Origin of the sequence: Magnetospira sp. QH-2 (assembly GCF_000968135.1) — a bacterium.
In the GTDB taxonomy this organism is placed as follows: domain Bacteria; phylum Pseudomonadota; class Alphaproteobacteria; order Rhodospirillales; family Magnetospiraceae; genus Magnetospira.
In genome coordinates, this window is record NZ_FO538765.1 from 53,522 (window position 1) to 73,023 (window position 19,502).

Annotated in this window: 22 protein-coding genes; 13 read left to right on the top strand and 9 right to left on the bottom strand. The window is 62.9% G+C overall.

The features are described 5' to 3' along the window. Window positions 1–88 precede the first annotated feature (88 nt). A complete protein-coding gene (locus MGMAQ_RS00290) occupies window positions 89–1,390 on the top strand; it encodes a diguanylate cyclase (RefSeq protein ID WP_065814667.1) in 1,302 nt (433 codons plus the stop codon). Here MGMAQ_RS00290 and MGMAQ_RS00295 read toward each other — a convergent pair. Both MGMAQ_RS00295 and msrP read right to left on the bottom strand, forming a co-directional pair. Next, window positions 1,371–1,967 (bottom strand): sulfite oxidase heme-binding subunit YedZ, encoded by a 597-nt coding sequence (locus MGMAQ_RS00295; protein ID WP_198409142.1) that lies wholly within the window; start codon window positions 1,965–1,967, stop codon window positions 1,371–1,373. The two genes, MGMAQ_RS00290 and MGMAQ_RS00295, sit on opposite strands and share 20 nt — an antisense overlap. 10 nt (window positions 1,968–1,977) lie before the next feature. Then, window positions 1,978–2,925, bottom strand: a complete 948-nt coding sequence (msrP, locus tag MGMAQ_RS00300; RefSeq protein ID WP_046019950.1) for a protein-methionine-sulfoxide reductase catalytic subunit MsrP — start codon at window positions 2,923–2,925, stop codon at window positions 1,978–1,980. Window positions 2,926–3,033: 108 nt separating this feature from the next. On the opposite strand from msrP, the gene MGMAQ_RS00305 reads away from it, so the two are divergent. Beyond that, window positions 3,034–3,705: a glutathione S-transferase family protein gene (locus MGMAQ_RS00305; protein ID WP_046022792.1), complete on the top strand. Its 672-nt coding sequence runs from the start codon at window positions 3,034–3,036 to the stop codon at window positions 3,703–3,705. 67 nt (window positions 3,706–3,772) lie between these two features. On the opposite strand, the gene MGMAQ_RS00310 is transcribed toward MGMAQ_RS00305, so the two are convergent. Continuing rightward, window positions 3,773–4,207 (bottom strand): hypothetical protein, encoded by a 435-nt coding sequence (locus tag MGMAQ_RS00310; RefSeq protein ID WP_046019951.1) that lies wholly within the window; start codon window positions 4,205–4,207, stop codon window positions 3,773–3,775. A gap of 78 nt (window positions 4,208–4,285) precedes the next feature. Here MGMAQ_RS00310 and MGMAQ_RS00315 point away from each other — a divergent pair, with 78 nt between their 5' ends. Together MGMAQ_RS00315 and MGMAQ_RS00320 are read left to right on the top strand one after the other, a co-directional pair. Further along, the gene (locus MGMAQ_RS00315) at window positions 4,286–5,143 is read left to right on the top strand and encodes an SDR family oxidoreductase (RefSeq protein WP_046019952.1); all 858 of its coding nucleotides are present in this window, start codon (window positions 4,286–4,288) and stop codon (window positions 5,141–5,143) included. After that, a complete protein-coding gene (locus MGMAQ_RS00320; protein WP_046019953.1) occupies window positions 5,136–5,798 on the top strand; it encodes an HAD family phosphatase in 663 nt (220 codons plus the stop codon). The genes MGMAQ_RS00315 and MGMAQ_RS00320 overlap by 8 nt, the downstream gene beginning before the upstream one ends. Here MGMAQ_RS00320 and cbiB read toward each other — a convergent pair. Next, window positions 5,785–6,762: an adenosylcobinamide-phosphate synthase CbiB gene (gene cbiB, locus MGMAQ_RS00325; RefSeq protein ID WP_046019954.1), complete on the bottom strand. Its 978-nt coding sequence runs from the start codon at window positions 6,760–6,762 to the stop codon at window positions 5,785–5,787. The genes MGMAQ_RS00320 and cbiB overlap by 14 nt on opposite strands. 449 nt (window positions 6,763–7,211) lie before the next feature. Between cbiB and MGMAQ_RS00335 the strand changes: the two genes are divergently transcribed. Then, complete coding sequence (locus MGMAQ_RS00335) at window positions 7,212–8,147, top strand: sirohydrochlorin chelatase (RefSeq protein WP_046019956.1); 936 nt, start codon at window positions 7,212–7,214, stop codon at window positions 8,145–8,147. Further along, the gene (locus MGMAQ_RS00340; protein ID WP_371258374.1) at window positions 8,101–8,775 is read left to right on the top strand and encodes a precorrin-8X methylmutase; all 675 of its coding nucleotides are present in this window, start codon (window positions 8,101–8,103) and stop codon (window positions 8,773–8,775) included. The genes MGMAQ_RS00335 and MGMAQ_RS00340 overlap by 47 nt, the downstream gene beginning before the upstream one ends. A gap of 4 nt (window positions 8,776–8,779) precedes the next feature. Here MGMAQ_RS00340 and MGMAQ_RS00345 read toward each other — a convergent pair whose 3' ends face one another. Then, window positions 8,780–9,067, bottom strand: a complete 288-nt coding sequence (locus MGMAQ_RS00345; protein WP_082085184.1) for a BrnA antitoxin family protein — start codon at window positions 9,065–9,067, stop codon at window positions 8,780–8,782. Then, on the bottom strand, window positions 9,042–9,311 hold the full coding sequence (locus MGMAQ_RS00350; RefSeq protein WP_046019957.1) for a BrnT family toxin: 270 nt from the start codon (window positions 9,309–9,311) through the stop codon (window positions 9,042–9,044). The genes MGMAQ_RS00345 and MGMAQ_RS00350 overlap by 26 nt, the downstream gene beginning before the upstream one ends. 91 nt (window positions 9,312–9,402) lie before the next feature. Here MGMAQ_RS00350 and cbiE point away from each other — a divergent pair, with 91 nt between their 5' ends. From cbiE to MGMAQ_RS00380, 6 genes are all read left to right on the top strand, one after another. Further along, window positions 9,403–10,599 (top strand): precorrin-6y C5,15-methyltransferase (decarboxylating) subunit CbiE, encoded by a 1,197-nt coding sequence (gene cbiE, locus MGMAQ_RS00355; protein ID WP_252508662.1) that lies wholly within the window; start codon window positions 9,403–9,405, stop codon window positions 10,597–10,599. Next, a complete protein-coding gene (cobI, locus tag MGMAQ_RS00360) occupies window positions 10,596–11,297 on the top strand; it encodes a precorrin-2 C(20)-methyltransferase (protein WP_046019959.1) in 702 nt (233 codons plus the stop codon). Before cbiE ends, cobI begins: the two co-directional genes overlap by 4 nt. Then, on the top strand, window positions 11,294–13,099 hold the full coding sequence (cobJ, locus tag MGMAQ_RS00365; protein ID WP_046019960.1) for a precorrin-3B C(17)-methyltransferase: 1,806 nt from the start codon (window positions 11,294–11,296) through the stop codon (window positions 13,097–13,099). Before cobI ends, cobJ begins: the two co-directional genes overlap by 4 nt. Before the next feature lies 1 nt (window position 13,100). Continuing rightward, window positions 13,101–13,691: a hypothetical protein gene (locus MGMAQ_RS19100; protein WP_052716004.1), complete on the top strand. Its 591-nt coding sequence runs from the start codon at window positions 13,101–13,103 to the stop codon at window positions 13,689–13,691. Next, window positions 13,688–14,461 (top strand): precorrin-4 C(11)-methyltransferase, encoded by a 774-nt coding sequence (cobM, locus tag MGMAQ_RS00375; RefSeq protein WP_046019961.1) that lies wholly within the window; start codon window positions 13,688–13,690, stop codon window positions 14,459–14,461. Before MGMAQ_RS19100 ends, cobM begins: the two co-directional genes overlap by 4 nt. Window positions 14,462–14,550: 89 nt before the next feature. Beyond that, on the top strand, window positions 14,551–15,648 hold the full coding sequence (locus tag MGMAQ_RS00380) for a hypothetical protein (protein ID WP_046019962.1): 1,098 nt from the start codon (window positions 14,551–14,553) through the stop codon (window positions 15,646–15,648). A 46-nt stretch (window positions 15,649–15,694) separates the two neighbouring features. Here the strand turns inward: MGMAQ_RS00380 and MGMAQ_RS00385 are convergent, their stop codons facing one another. Further along, the gene (locus tag MGMAQ_RS00385) at window positions 15,695–16,255 is read right to left on the bottom strand and encodes a hypothetical protein (RefSeq protein WP_148560768.1); all 561 of its coding nucleotides are present in this window, start codon (window positions 16,253–16,255) and stop codon (window positions 15,695–15,697) included. 312 nt (window positions 16,256–16,567) lie between these two features. Between MGMAQ_RS00385 and MGMAQ_RS00390 the strand changes: the two genes are divergently transcribed. Beyond that, on the top strand, window positions 16,568–16,765 hold the full coding sequence (locus tag MGMAQ_RS00390) for a hypothetical protein (RefSeq protein ID WP_046019963.1): 198 nt from the start codon (window positions 16,568–16,570) through the stop codon (window positions 16,763–16,765). A gap of 148 nt (window positions 16,766–16,913) precedes the next feature. On the opposite strand, the gene infC is transcribed toward MGMAQ_RS00390, so the two are convergent. Continuing rightward, complete coding sequence (infC, locus tag MGMAQ_RS00395; protein WP_046019964.1) at window positions 16,914–17,441, bottom strand: translation initiation factor IF-3; 528 nt, start codon at window positions 17,439–17,441, stop codon at window positions 16,914–16,916. A gap of 113 nt (window positions 17,442–17,554) precedes the next feature. Next, window positions 17,555–19,480 carry a threonine--tRNA ligase gene (thrS, locus tag MGMAQ_RS00400; RefSeq protein ID WP_046019965.1) on the bottom strand — a complete coding sequence of 642 codons (1,926 nt, stop codon included), beginning with the start codon at window positions 19,478–19,480 and terminating at the stop codon, window positions 17,555–17,557. Window positions 19,481–19,502 lie beyond the last annotated feature (22 nt).

Below are 19,502 nucleotides of genomic sequence, written 5' to 3' on the forward strand. Positions count from 1 at the left end.
GCCGTCTCGGTGGAGTTCGCCAAGGGTGGCTCCGGAATTAACCGTTTATTGAGGCGAAAGTGATTGATTCGGACTCGCATCGAAGACGATGGAGAGTCCCTTGCCCACCACACCCTTTAATTGGGGTCGCGCCCAACATATCCTGTCCACCTTGGCCCTGCCCCTGGCGCTATTGATGGGGGCTGCCTGGATACAGGGCAGCCTGAGCGGGATGGCGCCCTCCATGGCTCAATTGCTGGTGATCATGCCCTATGGCCTGGCCGCCGCCGGAGCGCTGGTGGCCTGGCGATTCAACTCATCGCGCACGGTGTTTCTCATGATCATGCTGGTCCTGGGTCATGGGTTGTTGCAAGGACCCCTGGCGGCGGGACCCTTCACCGGGCCCGGGGTGGGCGTGGTCTATACCGCCTTCGCCCTGTTGGTGCCCTTGAACATGCTCTATTTCGTGCTCACCCCGGAGCGCGGCCTGGCCACCGGCGGCGGGTTGGCGCGGGTCGGGGTATTGGCGGCTCAGACCGCGGGAGTCGCGGCGATCGTTTTCGCCGCACCGGCCGGGATCGAGGCGGCGGCCATTCAGGAATTCCAGCAGGGCATCTGGTCCTTGTTGCGTACCCGTATTTTCCCCCCGGAAATGGACCGTTGGACGGCCCTGCCGCAACCGGCGATGATCGCTTTTGCGGTCTCGACGCTGATCGTTCTGGGCCACGGTCTGGTCAAGGACCGCCCGGTGGATCTGGCCACGGCGGGCGCCCTGGGCGCGCTCTGGGCCGGGTTGCATGGGGTGGGTCAAGGGGCCGGGTCGGCCCTGTGGTTCACCGCCGCCGCCATTGTCGCCATCGTCGGGGTGTTGCAGGAATCCTACCGCATGGCCTTCCTGGACGATTTGACCGGCTTGCCGGGGCGACGGGCTTTGAACGCCGAATTCACCAAACTGGGACGGCGCTACGCGGTGGCCATGCTGGACGTGGATCATTTCAAGAAATTCAACGATACCTATGGCCATGACGTGGGGGATCAGGTGCTGCGCATGGTCGCCGCCCGGATGATGCGGGTCAGTGGTGGCGGCAAGGCCTTCCGCTACGGCGGCGAGGAATTCACCGTGCTGTTTCCAGGCAAGGAATCCGAAGACGTGCTGGTCCATCTGGAGGCCCTGCGCGAGGACATTGCCCGGTCGAGTTTTTTGCTGCGCGACGAGGATCGACCGGAAGAAAAACCCAAAAGGACCTCGAAGAAAGGGTCGGCAAACGATCGGGTATCAGTGACCGTTAGCATGGGCGTGGCCGATCACCTGGTATCCGACGCGCCGGAGGAAGCCATCATCGCCGCCGATCAGGCGCTCTATCAGTCCAAGGAGGCCGGCCGCAACAAGGTCACGGCCTTTGAAGCATAGGTAGCAGTCCGCGCCGCGCCGCCCAGACCCGATAGCCCAACAGCGCGCCCAATAGGACCGCGTGGATCAAGACCTCGGTGTCCCGCGCTCGGGTCATCATGTAAAAATGGATGACCACCAAAATGGAGGCCGGATAGACCAGCCGGTGCAGCTTGCGCCAGCGGGCCCCGCCGATCCTCTGGATCATGCCCTTGGTGGAGGTGGCGGCCAGCGGCAGGAGCATCAACAAGGCGCCCATGCCGATGGTGATATAAGTGCGCTTGATCAGATCGGCCCAGATGGCGGCCCAATCAAAGAACTGATCGAGCACCACGTAGCTGGTCACATGCAGCACCGCATAAAAAAAGGCGTACAGCCCCATCATGCGGCGGAAGCGGCCGAACTCGCCGCGCCCGGTGATCTTGCGCAGGGGCGTGAGGGCCAGGGTGACAAGCAGGAACCGCAGCGCCCAATCGCCCAGAAAGCGGTTGGCGGCCTCGGCGGGATTGGCGCCCAGGGTTCCGTCCGCCAGACCCCAAATCAGCCAGGCCAGCGGCCCCAGGGCGGCGGTGAAGACAATGACCTTGAGGATCTTCAAGCCAATGTCCTCAGAACAGGGTCTTGGGATCCATGCCCTGATAGAGGTGTGCCACCTCCTCGGCATAGCCGTTGAGCATGGGCGTGATGACCTTGGAGCGAAACAGTCCGCCGCCGATAATGCGTTCCTTGGCCTGGCTCCAGCGCGGATGATCCACTTCGGGGTTCACGTTGGCATAAAAGCCATATTCCCGCGCGTTGGTCATGGCCCAGGTGGTGGCAGGCATCTTGTCGGTAAAATGAATGGAGACGATGGATTTGATGCTCTTGAAGCCGTACTTCCATGGGATGATCAGCCGCAGCGGCGCGCCGTTCTGATTGGGCAGCATCTCGCCATACATGCCGACCACCATCATGGTCAGGGGATGGGTCGCCTCGTCCATGCGCAGCCCCTCGCGATAGGGCCATTCCAGGGCGTTGGTTTTCTGCATGGGCATGCGCTCGGGATCATGCAGGGTGCGGAATTCCACGTATTTGGCGTCGCCGGTGGGCTCGAATCGGTTGAGCATGTCACCCAATGAAACGCCGATCCAGGGCACCACCATGGACCAGGCCTCCACACAGCGGAACCGGTAGATGCGCTCTTGGAGTTCGTGAGGCTGGACCAGATCTTCGTATGAATAGTCACCGGGCTTGTGGCAGGCGCCGGAGACCGTGACGGTCCAGGGCAGCGGCTTGAAATCCTTGGCGACCTTGGCCGGGTTATCCTTGTCCAGGGCGAATTCATAGAAGTTGTTGTATTTAGTGGCGTATTCCTTGTCGGTGAGGGTCAGGCCCTTGCCGTGATCGGTTTTGACGTGCTTCAGGGACGCGGCGGCCTCGGCCTCGCCAAACGGCAGGGTGGCGGAGAGGGCAGCGGCCCCGGCCCCCACCATGAACTCACGGCGGCGCATATAAAGGTCCTTGGGGGTAACGTGGGCCTCGCTCAGGTCGGAGGCTTTTTTGACGCGGATCAGCATGATGAATCTCCCTTTGTCCCCAATGTGGACTACCCGAGGCCCGGTGCAAAGACACGGTGATGTCAAAAAGGCGTGAGCATCGCGGAAAACGCGTGTAAAACCATGTCCATGCGAAAGCTCTTGCACCTTTGGCTCTCGGCGCCCAGCCGCATGGTCCGCGTGGCCTTGGCGGAAAAGCAGCTCGATTTTCATCTGAAGATCGAGGAAACCTGGTTGCGCCGCCCGGATTTCCTGGCACTAAACCCGGCGGGAGAGGTGCCGGTGATGATCGAGACCGACGGGGAAACCTCCCTGGCTGGAGCCCGGGTGATCTGTGAATACCTGGACGAAATCAAACCGCAACCACCGCTGTTCGGCACCGCGCCCCTGGCGCGGGCGGAAGTGCGGCGGCTGGTGGATTGGTTCGAGACCAAGTTCGGCCCCGAAGTCACCGACAACCTGATCGGCGAAAAGATCATGAAGCGGTTCTTGCGCCTGGGCACCCCGGACAGCAGCGCCATCCGCGCCGGCAAGAGCAACATCAATTATCACCTGGACTATATCGGCTATCTCACCGACCGGCGTAAATGGCTGGGCGGGGATCAGTTCTCCCTGGCCGATATCGCCGCCGCGGCGCATCTGTCCTGCATTGATTACCTGGGGGACGTGCCTTGGTCGGAGCACGAGGCGGCCAAGGATTGGTACGCGCGCATCAAGTCCCGCCCCAGCTTCCGCGCCCTGTTATCGGACCATATCCCCGGCGTCTCGCCACCCAAGCACTACGCGGATCTGGATTTCTGAGGATCGGCGAACAGGTTGATAACCGGCCATTCTATCAAGTCGGATTGACGCTGGAATGAGAGTCGTCCTATCCCAAATCCAACGCCCAGTCCGCATGCACGGCCTGCACGTCGCGCTCCTGTCGGCGGGCGAAACCACCGCTGGCGGCTTCCACGTAGGCGAACATCTTTTGTGATTTGGGGTCTTCGATGAGCTTGAAGAAGGTGCCCTTGGCGGTGGTGAACAGGTCGCCGCATTGCACGGTCTTCTCGGCACCCTCGGGGCCGGGATCCAGCACCGGTTTTTGGTCCAGATCCAGCAGCAGGTCGTCGGGGTCCAGGTAGTGAATTCGCCGGTCGGCCTCGGCGGCGGGGCGCGGATGGAGCTGCACCAGATAATGATGGATATAATCGGTGCCGATGCGCTCGGCTTTCATAAAGATCGGGCCGTCGGCTTCCCGTTGAACCAAAGTCCCGGGAGTCACCTCGGCGGCGCGGCGTTGTATCGGTGCGGTGCTCATCATTTGTTTCCCCTTGATGCTTGTTGCGCTAAAAGTCGGGTCTTCGGGTCGGAATATCAACCCTTTTAAGGGAGTTCGTGCTTGTCCAAGCTGTTTGTATTTGGCCTCGGCTATAGTGCGGGGGTCCTGGCCGAGCGCCTGGGCGGGCAAGGTTGGCAGGTGACCGGGACCCATCGGGGCGATGGCGAGGGGCTGCGGTTCGACCGCGATCATCCCCTAGATGAGGCCGCCTTGGCGGCGTTGAAAGAGGCCGATCACCTTTTGCTGTCGGTGCCGCCCGATGGCGCGGGCGATCCGGTGCGGGATCTGCACGGCGCGGTCATCGCCGCCTGCGCGCGTTTGCGCTGGATCGGATACCTGTCGACCACCGGGGTCTATGGCGATACAGGCGGGGCATGGGTGGATGAACAGGCGCCGCTGGCTCCCACCACCGAGCGATCCCGCTACCGGGTAGCGGCGGAACAGGCTTGGCTGGAGCTGGCCCGAGCCCATGATTTGCCGTTGCAGATCTTCCGGCTGGCCGGAATCTATGGCCCCGGGCGGAGCGAACTGGACCGGGTGCGGGCCGGACGGGCCAAGCGCATCGATCTGCCCGGGCGCCGGTTCGGACGCATCCACGCAGAGGACATCGCGACGGTGCTGGAAGCCTCCATGGCGCGACCGAATCCGGGGCGGGTCTACAATGTCAGCGACAATCTGCCGGTGGAACCGCGCCGGGTGACCGAGCGGGCCTGCGCCCTGTTGGGGGTGGCGCCGCCGCCGCTGGTGCCGTTCGACCAGGCCTTTCAGACCATGAGCCCCATGCAGCGGACCTTCTGGCGGGATGATCGCCTTATATCCAATGCCCGGCTGCATGAAGAGCTGGGGGTGACCCTGGCCTATCCCACCTATGAGCAAGGCTTGCAGGCCATCCATGAGACGGAGAAAGACCATGGCTGAACCCATCGAGGTGATTCTCTGGGACTGCGACGGAGTATTGGTGGATTCCGAACCTCTGGCCGCGAGGGTACTGGCGGAGATGCTCACCGAACGAGGCGCGCCCCATACTCCCGAAGACTGCTATGCCCGCTATACCGGCATCTCCATGACTTCGGTGATGGCAAAGGTCAACGCCGACTGCGGGATCATCCTGCCCGAGGATTTCGAGGCCCGGATCCGCGCCCGCGACGACCAGGTCTTCCGCCATGAACTGAAGGCGATCGAAGGTGTGGCCGAGACCGTGGCGGCCTTGCCGCTGCGCCATGGGGTGGCCTCGTCGGGGTCTCCGGAAAAGATTGCACGGTCCTTGTCTCTCACCGGATTGACCGACTTATTCACGCCCTATCTCTATTCGGCGGCCATGGTGGAAAACGGCAAGCCGGCACCGGATTTGTTTCTGTACGCAGCCCGGCGGATGAACGTGGATCCGACGCGCTGCCTGGTCATCGAAGATAGTCTGTCGGGCATTCGCGCCGGAAGGGCGGCGGGTATGCGGGTCTTTGGATTCTGTGGAGGCGGCCATTGCGATGCCGACTATGGACGGAAGTTGCGCAATACCGGGGCGCAGCGGGTCTTCGACCATATGAGCCAGCTTCCCGCCCTCATGCCCAAATAAACAACAATGCCGCCAACACAATGAGCGCGTTCAGCAGGCAGGCCACCGCATAGAGATAAACCGCCTGGCCCACATGCTCCGGCGTTGCCTTGGCGGTGCCGGCCTCATTGATCCAGGGATCCTCCACCGTCATCTCGCGATAGCGGCGTGGTCCCGCCAGGGCCAGGTTCAGGGCTCCAGCCATGGCCGCTTCCGGCCAGCCGGCGTTGATCGACCGATGCTTTCCCGCATCGCGCAGCATGGTCTTGAATGCCGCCCAGGGGCGGGCCTTGGGCGTGAACAAGGCGGCGATGGTGATCAGCAGCCCGGCCAACCGGGCGGGTGGGACATTGAGCAAATCGTCCAGGCGGGCGGCGGCCATGCCAAAGGCCTCGTGACGCGGCGTGCGGTGGCCGATCATGCTGTCCATGGTATTGGCGGTCTTGTAGACCAGCAGTCCCGGAAAGCCGAAGATCAGGTACCAAAACACCGGCGCCACCACCCCGTCTGAAAAATTCTCGGCACAGGATTCGATGGCCGCCCGCGATACGCCGTGACCATCCAGCAGCGACGGGTCGCGACCGACGATATGAGCCACTTCCCGCCGCCCGGCCTCCAGGCTTTCGGTCTTCAGCGCAACACCGACGGCCCGGACCCGGTCAAACAGTTCCCGTTGCGCCAGCAGCACGATCAACAACAACAACTCGACAATCCAGCCATGGGGGTAATGCGTCGATAGCCAGGATATGCCCCAACCCACCGCCCAGGCCCCGCCGCATAGCACCATCACCGTGAGCAGGCCGCGCAGGCGCCGGTCGTTGACGCCCCGATGGGGCCGGTTAAGCTTGTCGTCCATCCAATCGATGGCTCGCCCGATGATCACCACCGGATGGGAAATACGGCGGAACAGGAAATCCATGCCGCCCACATAGGCATCCACGGCGATGGCGCAAAGCAACAGAAAGAGGGGATCGGGCACGCTCATGGGGCCAAGATGACCGGGGGGACCCGAGGCGTCAACCGATGCGAAGATCGGCCCGGATATCGTGGGCGCAGGTCACCAGGTTGGAGACCTCGCCGCATTGCGGGGCGCAACTGGGAAGATCGTTCGGTTGAGGGGAGTCGGTCGGACGTTTTGGGCAACGAAGGCAGTAGGATCTCACCGCAGCCAAAATATTGTCGGCGGTCTCTTTATAGCGTTTGTGTGAGTCCATTTGCATAAATTAGCCCACCCTAATGAACTCTACTATTGTATAGGATTAACCCCATTTGTCGAGCGGTTATTGCGCGTGCGGATCCTGCTGACAAGGCCGCCAACAGGTTCTATAGTGCGCGCCCGTTCCCGGTCGGAGGCAGAGGGCATCTTCCTGGCGAGGCGGATCCCCCAAGACCAGCCGGACAAAAAATCATCCAGCCCGGAGGCAAGGACCAGGCATGACCAACTTCCCCCCCGATACCGCCGTGATGATCTGTGGCCATGGCAGCCGCGACACCGAGGCGATCAGCGAGTTCGAGAGCCTGGCGGTGCATCTGCGCCAACGGCTGCCGAATGTTGATATTGAAAGCGGCTTTCTTGAGTTCGCCCAACCGGTAATCCGCGAGGGGCTGGAAAAACTGCGTGAACGGGGGGCCAAAAAGATCTTCTGCCTACCCGGCATGTTGTTCGCTGCCGGTCATGTGAAGAATGACCTGCCCAGCGAAGTCAATGAATTCGCCGCGATGTATCCGGATCTGGACGTGCGGTTCGGGCGCGACTTGGCCATCGATTCCCGCATGCTTGATGCCGCCGCCGAGCGCATCGCCTCGGCCTGTGACGAGCGGATCCCGCGCGCGGAAACCCTGTTGATGGTGGTCGGGCGCGGCACCAATGATCCCGACGCCAATTCCAATGTCTGCAAGGTCGCCCGCATGCTCTGGGAGGGCATGGGTTTCGGCTGGTGCGAGGTCTCCTATTCCGGGGTTGCCTTTCCCTTGGTCGATGCGGGCCTGGCTCGGGCGATCAAGCTCGGCTATCGACGCATCGTGGTGTTTCCCTATTTTCTGTTCACCGGTCGGCTGGTCAAACGCATCCATGCCTGGGTGGACGAGGCCGCCGCTGCGAATCCCTCTATCGAATTCGTCAAGGCGCCCTATCTCAACGACCATGACAAGGTCATCGATACCTTCGTCTCGCGGTTGACGGAGATGGAAGAGGGCGGCAACGAGATGAACTGCCAGCTGTGCAAGTACCGTGAACAGATCATCGGGCGCGAAGCCGAGGTGGGCAAGCCGCAGGCCGGGCACCATCATCATGTGCGTGGCATCGGTACCGATGATCACGATCATGGGCACGATCACGGGCATCACCATCATCATGATCATGAGCACTAAGTTCGACTATCTGCGCGATCCGGCGGCCATCTACGCCCAATCCTTCGAGACGGCGCGGGCCGAGTGTGATCTAAGCGCGCTGCCACAAAGCTTGCATGCCCTGGCCTTGCGGCTGGTGCATGCCTGTGGGCGACCGGAGTTGATCGCCGATCTGGCCTGGGGCGGCGATCCCGCGGGAGCCGGGCACCGGGCCTTGGAAGCAGGCGCGCCGATCCTGGTGGATGTGGAAATGGTGGCCCACGGGATCACCCGCACCCGGCTGCCCCGGGACAACAACGTCCTCTGCCGCCTCAATGATCCGCAAGTCCCGGCGTTGGCGAAACAACGGGGCACCACCCGCTCGGCGGCGGCCCTGGATCTATGGGGCGAGGATCTGGCGGGCGCCGTGGTGGCCATCGGCAATGCGCCCACGGCCCTGTTCCGGTTGTTGGAGCAACTCAATCAGGGGGCACCCCTTCCGGCGGTGATCCTGGGCTTCCCGGTGGGCTTTGTCGGGGCCGCCGAATCCAAGCAGGCCTTGATCGATCATGCGGGCGACATTCCCTTTGTCACCCTGAAGGGCCGCGCCGGGGGGTCCGCCCTGGCGGCGGCGGCGGTCAATGCGTTGGCCGGGGGGGTGGGGCAGTGAGGGTTCAGTGCGATTTCACGTATGCGCGCAGAACGTCATCAATGCGGGTTTGCCATCCGGGGCCCTCGGTTTTGAAAAAATCGAGGACTTCCGGGGATACACGGATGCTGATGGCCTGTTTGGTTCGTTCGGCAGGCGGGCGCCCGCGACGAATCCGCTTTTTGCCCTCCATCACGTGTGCTTCGGCAAACCAGTCCTCGGTCAGTTCGGGAATCTCGTCCGGGTCGGACTCTGCTCCAGCCCCGGAATTGTGGGAAGGGAGAGGCTTACCGGCAGTGATTGGCAAAGGCATTTTTCTCTCTGTCATTGGCTTTCTTCATGGAAATAATGCGTCGATTGGCACCTCTCGAGGTCCAGGCCACCAGAACCAACCGTCCATCCATATACCCAGCATTGATGAACCGCTCTTCACCATAGTCCCCCCGGTCATCAAGACGGGTGAGATGCCGTCCGGCAAACAATTGGTCCACCCTGGCAAAATCCAATCCCCGGTTTTCCAGGGTCCAAAGCCTCTTGGCCGGATCAAACTCGATCATTTATTGTATATACATTAATGAAGGAAGGCCAGGAAATGTTGAGTAACTTTGTTTTAAATATGGAAATATGAGTAATATTTCAACATGTTGGTTGCATGTCCTCGGCCTGGGGGACGATGGGCCGGACTCCCTGTCCCCCGCCGCCCGGTCCTTGATCGAGGGCGCGGATCTGCTGGTCGGCGGCGCGCGCCATCTGGCCATGATCGAGAGGGCGGGCAAGGAAACCCTTAGCTGGGCCGACGGGTTCCAGGAGACCCTGGACAGAGTCCTGACGGCTCGGGGCCGGTGCGTGGTGGTGCTGGCCAGCGGCGATCCGCAATGGTACGGCGTCGGCGCCACCCTGGCCCGCCATGTTCCGGCCGAGGAAATGAGGGTGCTGCCGGTGCCCGGGGCGTTCAGCCTGGCCGCCGCGCGGCTTTGCTGGCCTTTGGCCGATGTTGTGACCACAACCATCCACGGGCGGCCCATCGAGGCCATCCGGCGGCATCTGGCCCCCGGCGCGCGGCTATTGATCCTCAGCCAGGATGGCGCGAGCCCGGCGGCCCTGGCGACCTTGCTCACCGGCGATGGCTGGGGTCCCAGTGACATGACGGTTTTGGAGCATCTGGTTGGCGCGGCGGAGCGGATCGTCGAGGCCAAGGCGGAACAATGGAGCGAGTCTGTCTGTGCCGATCTCAATGTCATCGCCGTAACCTGCCGACCCGGCCCCACCGCCCGGCCCCTGCCTCTCACCCCCGGTCTGCCCGATGACTGCTTCGAACATGACGGTCAATTGACCAAGCGCGAGGTGCGCGCGGTCACCGTTTCCGCTTTGGCGCCTCAACCGGGTGACTGTCTATGGGATCTGGGCGCCGGGTCCGGGTCGGTGGCTATTGAATGCCTGCGGGCGCAACCGGCCCTGAGGGCCGTGGCGGTGGAACGCAGCGCCGAGCGGGCGGCGCGCATGGCACGCAATGCTTTGGCCCTGGGTGTGCCGGAACTTCAGATCATGCATGGCGAGGTGCCCGATATCCTGGGCCGCATCGAACAGCGCCCGGATGTTATTTTCGTCGGCGGCGGCGTAGGGCGCGAAAGGTTGTTGCAACAAGCTTGGGCTCAGTTGGCCAGCGGTGGGCGCATGGTGGCCAACGGTGTCACCTTGGAGGCCGAGCGCCGATTGCTGGATTTCCAGGCATGCCACGGCGGCGATTTGGTCCGATTGGAGATCAGCCATCCCAAGGCCGTGGGCGCGCAGATGATCTGGGAATCCAAGGCGCCGGTGATCCAATTGCGGGCGATCAAGGCATGAGGGGCATCCTGTACGGCCTGGGCATCGGACCGGGGGACCCGGATCTCATTACCCTGAAGGCTCTGACGATCCTCCAGCGGGTGCCGGTGATCGCCTATCCGGCGCCCGAAGAGGGTGACAGTCTGGCCCGGTCCATTGCGGCGAGGCATTTTCCAGCCGGGAGCAAGGAGCTCCCCTTACGCCTGCCTCTGCGCCCCGATGCCGACGCGGCACCCCACTATGATCGCCATGCCGAGACCCTCGCCGACCATCTGAGCGCCGGTCGGGATGTGGCCCTGCTCTGCGTTGGCGATCCGTTGTTCTATGGGTCATTCCTTTATGTTTATCAACGTCTTGCTGGGAGGTACCCCATTGAGGCGGTGCCCGGCGTGACCTCGGTCTCGGCCTGTGCTGCTGCCGCTCGATTGCCCCTGACCTCCTACGACGAAACCCTCACCGTTGTTCCGGCAACCCTCGATGAAGAGACCCTGGCGGATCGACTGGCGGTCTGTGATGCGGCGGCGGTGATGAAGGTGGGGCGCCATTTGGACAAGCTGCGCCGGGTGCTCGATCGACTGGGTCTGACGGCCCAGGCAGTCTATGTGGAGCGGGCGGGCATGGCCGATCAACGGATCTGCCCTCTGGCCGATCTAGACACGCCGGAAGCGCCGTACTTTTCCATGGTTCTCATTCATCGCAAGGGAGGCGCAGGCCGATGACCCCCACCGCCATCATTGTTCTCGATCCAGGGGCGTTCCCATCGGCGCAAAAGCTGCGCGCGGCATTACCCGGAGCGGTCCTGCATGGACTGGCGGGCCGGGTGGCCCAGGCCGACGTGCCCTTCAGCCAAACCGCCGACCATCTGCGCGGCCTGTTTCGCGAGGATACCGTCATCATCGCCTTTTGCGCCGCGGGCATCGTCATCCGGTCCCTGGCACCGGTCCTGGGCGACAAGCGCGCCGAGCCGCCGGTGCTGGCCGTATCGCGGGATGGGCAATCGGTGGTGCCCTTGCTGGGCGGTCATCATGGGGCCAATGTCCTGGCGCGCCAGGTGGCGGCTGTCCTGGATGGCCATGCGGCGCTGACCACGGCCGGGGACGCGGCCTATGGCATCTCCCTGGACGAGCCCCCTCAGGGCTGGAAAGTGGGTAATCCGGAGGCCGCCAAGCCGGTGATGGCGGCGCTTCTGGCCGGCCAGCCGGTGGGTCTGTTACAAGAAGCCGGTGAATGCTCTTGGCTATCGGAAGCCCCCTTTGCCGAGACCGGAACACATATGGTTCTATCCACCGACCGGGCGGCGGCGGGCACATTGACCGATCTGGTCCTGCATCCCCCGACCTTGGCGCTGGGGGTCGGCTGCGCGCGGGATTGCCCGCCCGAGGAACTGGCCGAGCTGGTCTCCGAGACCCTGGCCCGCAACGGCCTGTCGGAAAAATCCATCGCCCTGGTTGCCTCGCTGGACCTGAAAATGGACGAACCGGCGGTGCTGGCCTTGGCGGACCGCCTGGATGTCCCGGCGCGTTTCTTCACCGGCGCGGCGCTCGAAGAACAGACCCCGCGATTGGCCACCCCCTCCGAGGTGGTATTCAAGGAGGTGGGCTGCCACGGCGTGTCCGAAGGCGCGGCCCTGGCGACGGTGGGTGAACAGGGCACATTGGTTGTTGAAAAAACCAAGACCGCCAATGCCACCTGCGCCATCGCCCGCCTGGGAACGGGTATCGATGCCCGGGCCGTGGGTCGGGCCCGGGGACGGCTGCGCATTGTCGGGATCGGGCCCGGGGCGGCGGCCTGGCGCACCCCGGCGGCCACCCGCGCCGTGGCCGAGGCGACGGACGTGGTGGGTTACGGGCTCTATCTGGACCTGCTGGGGGACCTGATGAGCGGTAAGAGCCGCCATGAATCTCCCCTGACCACCGAGGAACAACGGGCGCGCCTTTCCCTGGACCTGGCCGCCGAAGGCAAATCGGTGGCGCTGATCTGTTCCGGCGATGCGGGGATCTATGCCCTGGCCACGTTGGTGCATGAACTCATGGAGCGCGAGGACCGGGACGACTGGAATCGGCTCGACCTGGCCGTGGAACCGGGGATTTCGGCTCTACAGGCCGCCGCCGCCCGCATCGGCGCGCCGATCAATCACGATTTCTGCACCATTTCCCTGTCCGACCTGCTGACCCCCTGGGAAGATATCGAACGGCGCCTGAAAGCCGCCGCCGAGGGGGATTTCGTGGTGGCCTTCTATAACCCAGTGTCCAAGCGCCGCCGCACCCAACTGGCCGCGGCACGGGAGATCCTGCTCACCGGACGCCCCGCCGAGACCCCGGTGGTCCTGGCCCGCAACCTGGGCCGCGCGGGCGAAGAGGTGCGGGTCATACCCCTGGGCGAGCTGACCCCGGATCATGCCGACATGCTGACCATGGTGCTAGTGGGATCCTCCAACAGCCGACATTGGAACGGTCGGGTCTATACACCGCGCGGCTATGCCCGCAAGATGGACCCTATGCAAGAAACAGGGAGAAACTGACATGCCGTTATTCATTGCCGTGATTGCCCTGCTGCTGGGGACGTCGGTCGCCCAGGATCAGGCCCAAGCCCAAGCGATAACCCAGGACCTGCTGTTCCAAGAAGCCGAGCGTCGCGCCATCGAGCATTTCTTCGGTGCCAAGGCCAAGACCGCCAAGCAGGCCATCGAGGCCGCCAAGGCCGCCGCCGGGGTTCCGGCCCCGACCGCCGAGAGCGACCGGGAGGCCATGGAGGCGCCGGACGACGACGACGAGGATGAGGGCAAAGGCAAGGGAAAAAACAAAAGCAAAAAAAACAAGGCCAAGAAAAACAAAGGGCATGGCAAGGGTAAAGGCAAGGGACTGCCGCCTGGGCTGGCCAAGCGCGACAGCCTGCCACCCGGTCTGGCCAAACATGTGGAGAAGCATGGCAAGTTGCCCCCGGGCCTGTCCAAAAGCGACCTGCCGAACGATCTGAGCGACCAATTGCCGCCGCCGCCGGTGGGCACCGAGCGCCAGGTGGTGGACAATGACGTGGTGCTGATCGAAAAAGCCACGGGTACGGTGCTCGACGTGCTCTATGACGTGGTGACCAAGGGAAAAGGGAGCCCATGACCGTTTACTTCATCGGCGCCGGGCCCGGTGCCCCGGACCTGATCACTGTTCGAGGCCTGCGGCTGATCGAGGCCTGCCCGGTCTGCCTCTATGCCGGATCGCTGGTGCCCGAAGACGTTGTGGCGGCAACGCCCAAGGGCGCGCGGGTCATCGATACGGCTTCGATGCATCTGGATGAGATCATCACCGAGATGGAAACGGCGCACCAAGCGGGCCAGGACGTGGCGCGGGTGCATTCCGGCGACCCATCGCTCTATGGCGCCATTGCCGAACAGATGCGGCGGTTGGATAGCCTGGGCATTCCCTATGAAATCTGTCCCGGCGTTCCGGCCTATGCGGCGGCGGCGGCGACCCTGAAAAAGGAACTGACCCTGCCGGGGATCGGTCAGACCCTGATTCTCACCCGCACCGCCACCCGCTCCTCGGCCATGCCCGAGGGGGAGGAACTGGCCGATCTGGGAAAAAGCGGGGCGACGCTGGCCATTCACCTGTCGGTGACCAATCTGGCCCATGTGGTCCGGGACCTGGAACCCCACTACGGCCCGGACTGTCCGGCGGCGATGATCTATCGCGCTTCCTGGCCCGACGAATTGGTCATCGAGGCCACCCTGTCGACCCTGCGCGACAAGGTCAAGGCGGCAGGCATCACCCGCACGGCGCTGATCCTGGTCGGCCCGGTGCTGGATCCCCGGGCCTTCGAGGACAGCCGCCTCTATGCCGCCGACCATCACCATGTGTTGCGCCCGGCCAAAAGCGGACCAGGGTCGTGAGCATCAGGGATGCCGCGAAGTCCTTGTGATCGCAGCGCGGAAGCTGGCCTGCCCATGGAGGTGCAGGGTTCCAAGGTAGGAGAAGAATTATGGGCCGTTTTCATGCCACGTTGCTTTTCCTGATCGGTCTGGCCCTGGTGGCCGGGAGTCTTCCCGCTGCCGCCGGAGCGGCGGCGGAGGCCGTCTCGGTCACGGTCGCGGATGGCAATCTGGTCGTCGAGGGCGCCCAGGGAGACCGCTGGGTCATCCATGCCGCCAGCCTCGACCTGGACGAACCGCGCCGCCTGGATCCCGGGGACTGGGAAACCCTATTCCTGGACTGGTTCGAGGTCCGGTGGCGGGACCGGGTCGTCTTCGCCCATCCCGCCGAGATCCCTGAGGACGGGGATCCCAGGGCGTGGCTGCACGACACCATGACCTATGACTACATGGCGTTTCATGGCTTTTGTACCCGGCGCACCGACGGTCGCTTGGCCTTGATGTTCGCCGGCAACTTGGCGGGCACCGCCAACGCGGCACGCCCGCCGGATATCATCTTCCTTTATGTGGACGAAGCCACCGGTGACCCGGGACGGGATACGGTCAGCCGTCGATATTGGACCGGCGATGGTTGCTTGGACGAGGCCCGGGCGGCCCGGGGCCTGGCCCAACAGGCCCTGACGGCGGAAGAGGCCCTGTTCGAGGGGTTGTTTCCGCAACGGGAAAACATGGATATCGAATCCCTGACCGAGGATGGTCACCTGCCCGTTCATGCTCTCGCGGGCGATCCGCGACCGGCCATCGCGCGTCATTTCGAAACATTCCGGGGCTTCTATTATCCCCCCGCCTGCGCCGGGGTCACCGAAGACGATTTTCTGACCGAGTGCGTCAAGGCTGGCAGCAAGTTGTCCCTGGTGCTGGAAACAGAGCGCTATGCCATCCATCGGCTGGAGGCTCTGCACCATTGCGAAAGCCGGGGCATCGACCTGCTGCTAGACAAGAAATCGGATCGCTGGTTTGCCTTCTACCGGCTGCCGCCGGGCTGTTCGAAGCATTTCCTGTTCTATGCCGACTACCTAGCGCTGAATGGCGACGAACTGACCGCCGAGTTCTGCGGCGACTGCCTGTTCTGGGGCCGGTGGGACCGCTACCTGGTCGACCTGCGGGAATTCCGGGTCCGCAGGCTTCCAGGGGAAGCGGCGCCGTGACCTATGACTCTTTCAGGGGCGAGGGGGCGGATTTCGCCCGCCGCCTCTAAAAAGCCAGCAGGCTGGGCGCCTTCTCGATGATCACTTCGAGGATTTTCTCGGCCTTCTTGATTTCGGTCTTGGTCTGCTCCGTGTTGCGTTCCCGGTACCGCTTGCGGGACATCTGCTGGTGCGCCTCGTGCAAGGTGCGAAGCTCGCGGATAAAGATCTCCCGCGAGCCCACGGGCAGGGATACCTCCTCGGCGATGGTGCCGATATAGAACAGCGAGCCCTTGAGCACGATGGACCAGACGGCGAAGGAAAGGTCATCGAAGCTCCGTTTGAGTTCTTCTCTGTCCTGTCGGATCAGGGACTTGAGCTTACGCTCGATGATGATCAGGAAGGTCAGGCTTTCGGAGGCATGATTCTGGAATTCGAGGAAGTTGGCAAAGAACACGTCGGCGCCCTTGGCGCGCAAATCGTTGCAATCGCGATCCAGTTCCTCCACCCGTATTCGCAAAGCATCGACGAGCTGTGACACCACTTCGCGCTCGGATTCGTACTTGCGGCTTTTCTGTTCGTTGAGGATGACGCTCCAAGGTTTCTTTTTGATTGCTTGCTTGGCCATGGGGGGAGGATCCATCGATTGTAGAAGGCGGGTGAGTATCCCTATACATTATAAGGGATTACCGCAAAGAGCGCCATGCAGGGGTGATCAGGCCGCCCGGATGACCCGATTGCGGCCGCCCTTCTTGGCGTCATAGAGCGCCTGGTCGGCCCGCCGCAATAGATCGTCCATGGGCCAACTGCGCCAACCGGCGCCATGGGTTCCAGCAGGATGGGCCGCAATCGGCGGACATCAAGGCCAGCTTGACCGATCCTTGACATCGGCCTATGCCCAATCCCAGCAGCGCCCCGAAATTTCGAGATCGAGGAACCGATGAAAAAGACCGTCGTGATGGTCGGTGCGATTCTATCGCTGGGACTGATCGCCTACCCCATTGTTCAGGGCCGCTACCTGGAAGCGGTCGCCATCAGCGGCGTGGTCTCGGTGCTCGCCTGGTTTGCCTTGAAAGGGTTGGAGGCCCGGGGCGCCAGGAGCGACCACGACGCGAACGACGGGGAAGAGAATCAATAAACCCGCTCCCCAATCGCTTGAGAGGCGGGTTCATCTGTTCTTGAAACAGAAATCGGCGGGCCGCTGAAAACATCGGTCTTCGCGGAGTCACCTCCTTCGACAAGCTCCAAGCGAGGTTGTCACCAAGCGTCCGGCAAAGACGTCAGCCTTACCGGGGCGCCAGAACCATGGTCATCTGGCGGCCTTCCATGCGCGGCTCCAGTTCCACCTTGGCCTGCTCGTCCACTTCCTGGCGGGCCTTGCGGAGCACGTTCATGCCCAGTTCCTGGTGGGCCATTTCGCGGCCTCTGAAGCGCATGGTCATCTTGACCTTGTCGCCATTGTCGAGAAACTGGCGGACTTTTTTCATTTTGACGTCGTAGTCATGCTGATCGATGCCGGGACGCATCTTGATCTCTTTGACTTCGATCACCTTTTGCTTCTTGCGTGCCTCGGCCTTTTTCTTCTGCGCCTCGTACTTGAACTTGCCATAGTCGAGGATCTTGCAGACCGGCGGGTCGGCATTGGGCGAGACCTCGACCAGGTCGAGGCCGGAATCGGCGGCCACTTCCAGGGCCTCCCGGACGGACACCACCCCCAGCATTTCGCCGTCGGCGCCTACCAGCCGGACGGAGGGAACGGTGATGTCTTCGTTGGTGCGCGGACCGTCCTTGGACGGCGGCGTCTGGTTGGGCATCCTGGCTATGTAACAGTCTCCATCGTTTATGGAAGGAAAGGTCTCCGGACCACCCCCCGTGGCGCCGTCCCGTCCCTCGCGTTCCTATTCATATAAAGCGACCGCCGCCGCGTCTAATCCTTCAGCGGGCTGGCAGCCTCATCCTTAAGTCTAGCGACTGCCTCCTCCAACGCAAGTACTTCTTGCTCGGCACCGCCAAGACGGCGCAGGGCCACCTGCCGGTTCTCGGCCTCACGACCGCCGACCACGGCGATCACCGGGACCTTGGCATGGCTATGTTCGCGGATCTTGTAATTGATCTTCTCGTTGCGCAGATCGGTCTCGACCCGCAGACCAGCGGCTCGCATCACCGCGGCGACTTCCTTGGTATAGCCGTCCAGCTCATTGGTGATCGGCGCCACCACCACCTGCGTCGGCGCCAGCCACAAGGGCAGGTTGCCGGCATAATTCTCGATCAGGATACCCGCAAAGCGTTCGAGGGAGCCAAACAACGCCCGATGCAGCATCACCGGGCGTTGTTTCTCACCCGCCTCGTCGATGTAATGCACGTCGAGCCGTTCGGGCAGGGTCATGTCCACCTGCAAGGTGCCGCACTGCCAGTCGCGGCCGATGGCGTCGCGCAGCACGAACTCCAGCTTCGGGCCGTAAAAGGCGCCCTCGCCGGGGTTATGGCTGTAGTCGTCATAGCCCATGTGCTCCAAGGCATTTTTCAGCGAGGCTTCGAGGAAGTCCCAGGTCTCGTCGCTGCCGATACGCTTCTCGGGGCGGTCGGAGAATTTGATCCGCACGTTTTCGAATCCGAAGTCGGCATAGATCTCCATGATCAGTCGCACGACGATCTTGCACTCTTCCTCCATCTGTTCGGGCGTACAGAAGATATGCGCGTCGTCCTGGGTGAACTCGCGTACCCGCATCAGCCCGTGCAGGGCGCCGGAGGGTTCGTAGCGGTTGACCTTGCCGAACTCGGCGATGCGTCGGGGCAGATCGCGATAGCTGGTGATGCCCTGCTTGTAGACCTGAATGCCACCGGGGCAGTTCATGGGCTTGAGCGCGAACAGGCGGTCGTCCTCGGTCTTGGTGAGGAACATGTTCTCGCCGAATTTCTCCCAGTGGCCGGATTTCTCCCACAGGGTCCGCTCCATGACAGACGGCGTGCTGATCTCCACATAGTCAGCCCGTTCCTGGCGCGCGCGCATGTAATCAATGAGCGCGCGGAACAGGGTCCAACCCTTGGGGTGCCAGAACACGGCGCCGGGGGCTTCTTCCTGGAAATGGAACAGGTCCATCTCGCGGCCCAGGCGGCGATGGTCGCGCTTCTCGGCTTCCTCCAGCATGTGGAGGTAGTCCCGGAGCTGTTCCTTGGTGGCCCAGGCGGTGCCATAGATCCGTTGCAGCATTTCGTTATTGGAATCGCCCCGCCAATAGGCCCCGGCGATCTTCATCAGCTTGAAATGCTTGCCCAGTTTTCCGGTCGATGGCAGGTGCGGTCCGCGACAGACGTCGAACCAGTCGCCCTGCCGATAGATGCTGATTTCCTCGCCCTCGGGGATGATGTCGCGGATGATCTCGACTTTGTACTTTTCGCCGATGCCGTCGAAGGTCTTCATGGCCTGGTCCCGGTCCCAGACCTCGCGGACGATGGGCAGGTCGCGCTTGACGATCTCCTTCATGCGCTGCTCGATCTTGGGCAGATCCTCGGGCACGAAGGGCTCGGCCTTGGCGAAATCGTAATAGAAGCCGTTCTCGATGGCCGGGCCGATGGTCACCTGGGTACCGGGCCACAGTTCCTGCACCGCCTGGGCCATGACATGGGCGGCGTCATGGCGCAGCAGGTCAAGCGCCGCTTCATCCCGTCCGGTGATCAAAGAGACCTTGGCATCGGCCTCGATGGGGGTGGTCAGGTCCTTGATCTCGCCATCGACGGTCATGGCCAGGGCCGCCTTGGCCAGGCCGGGGCCGATGTCGGCGGCGATGTCGGCGCCGGACACGGGATGATCGAAGGAACGGACGCTGCCGTCGGGCAGGCTGATGGCCACCATTTTTCAAGGTCCTTGCGTGCAC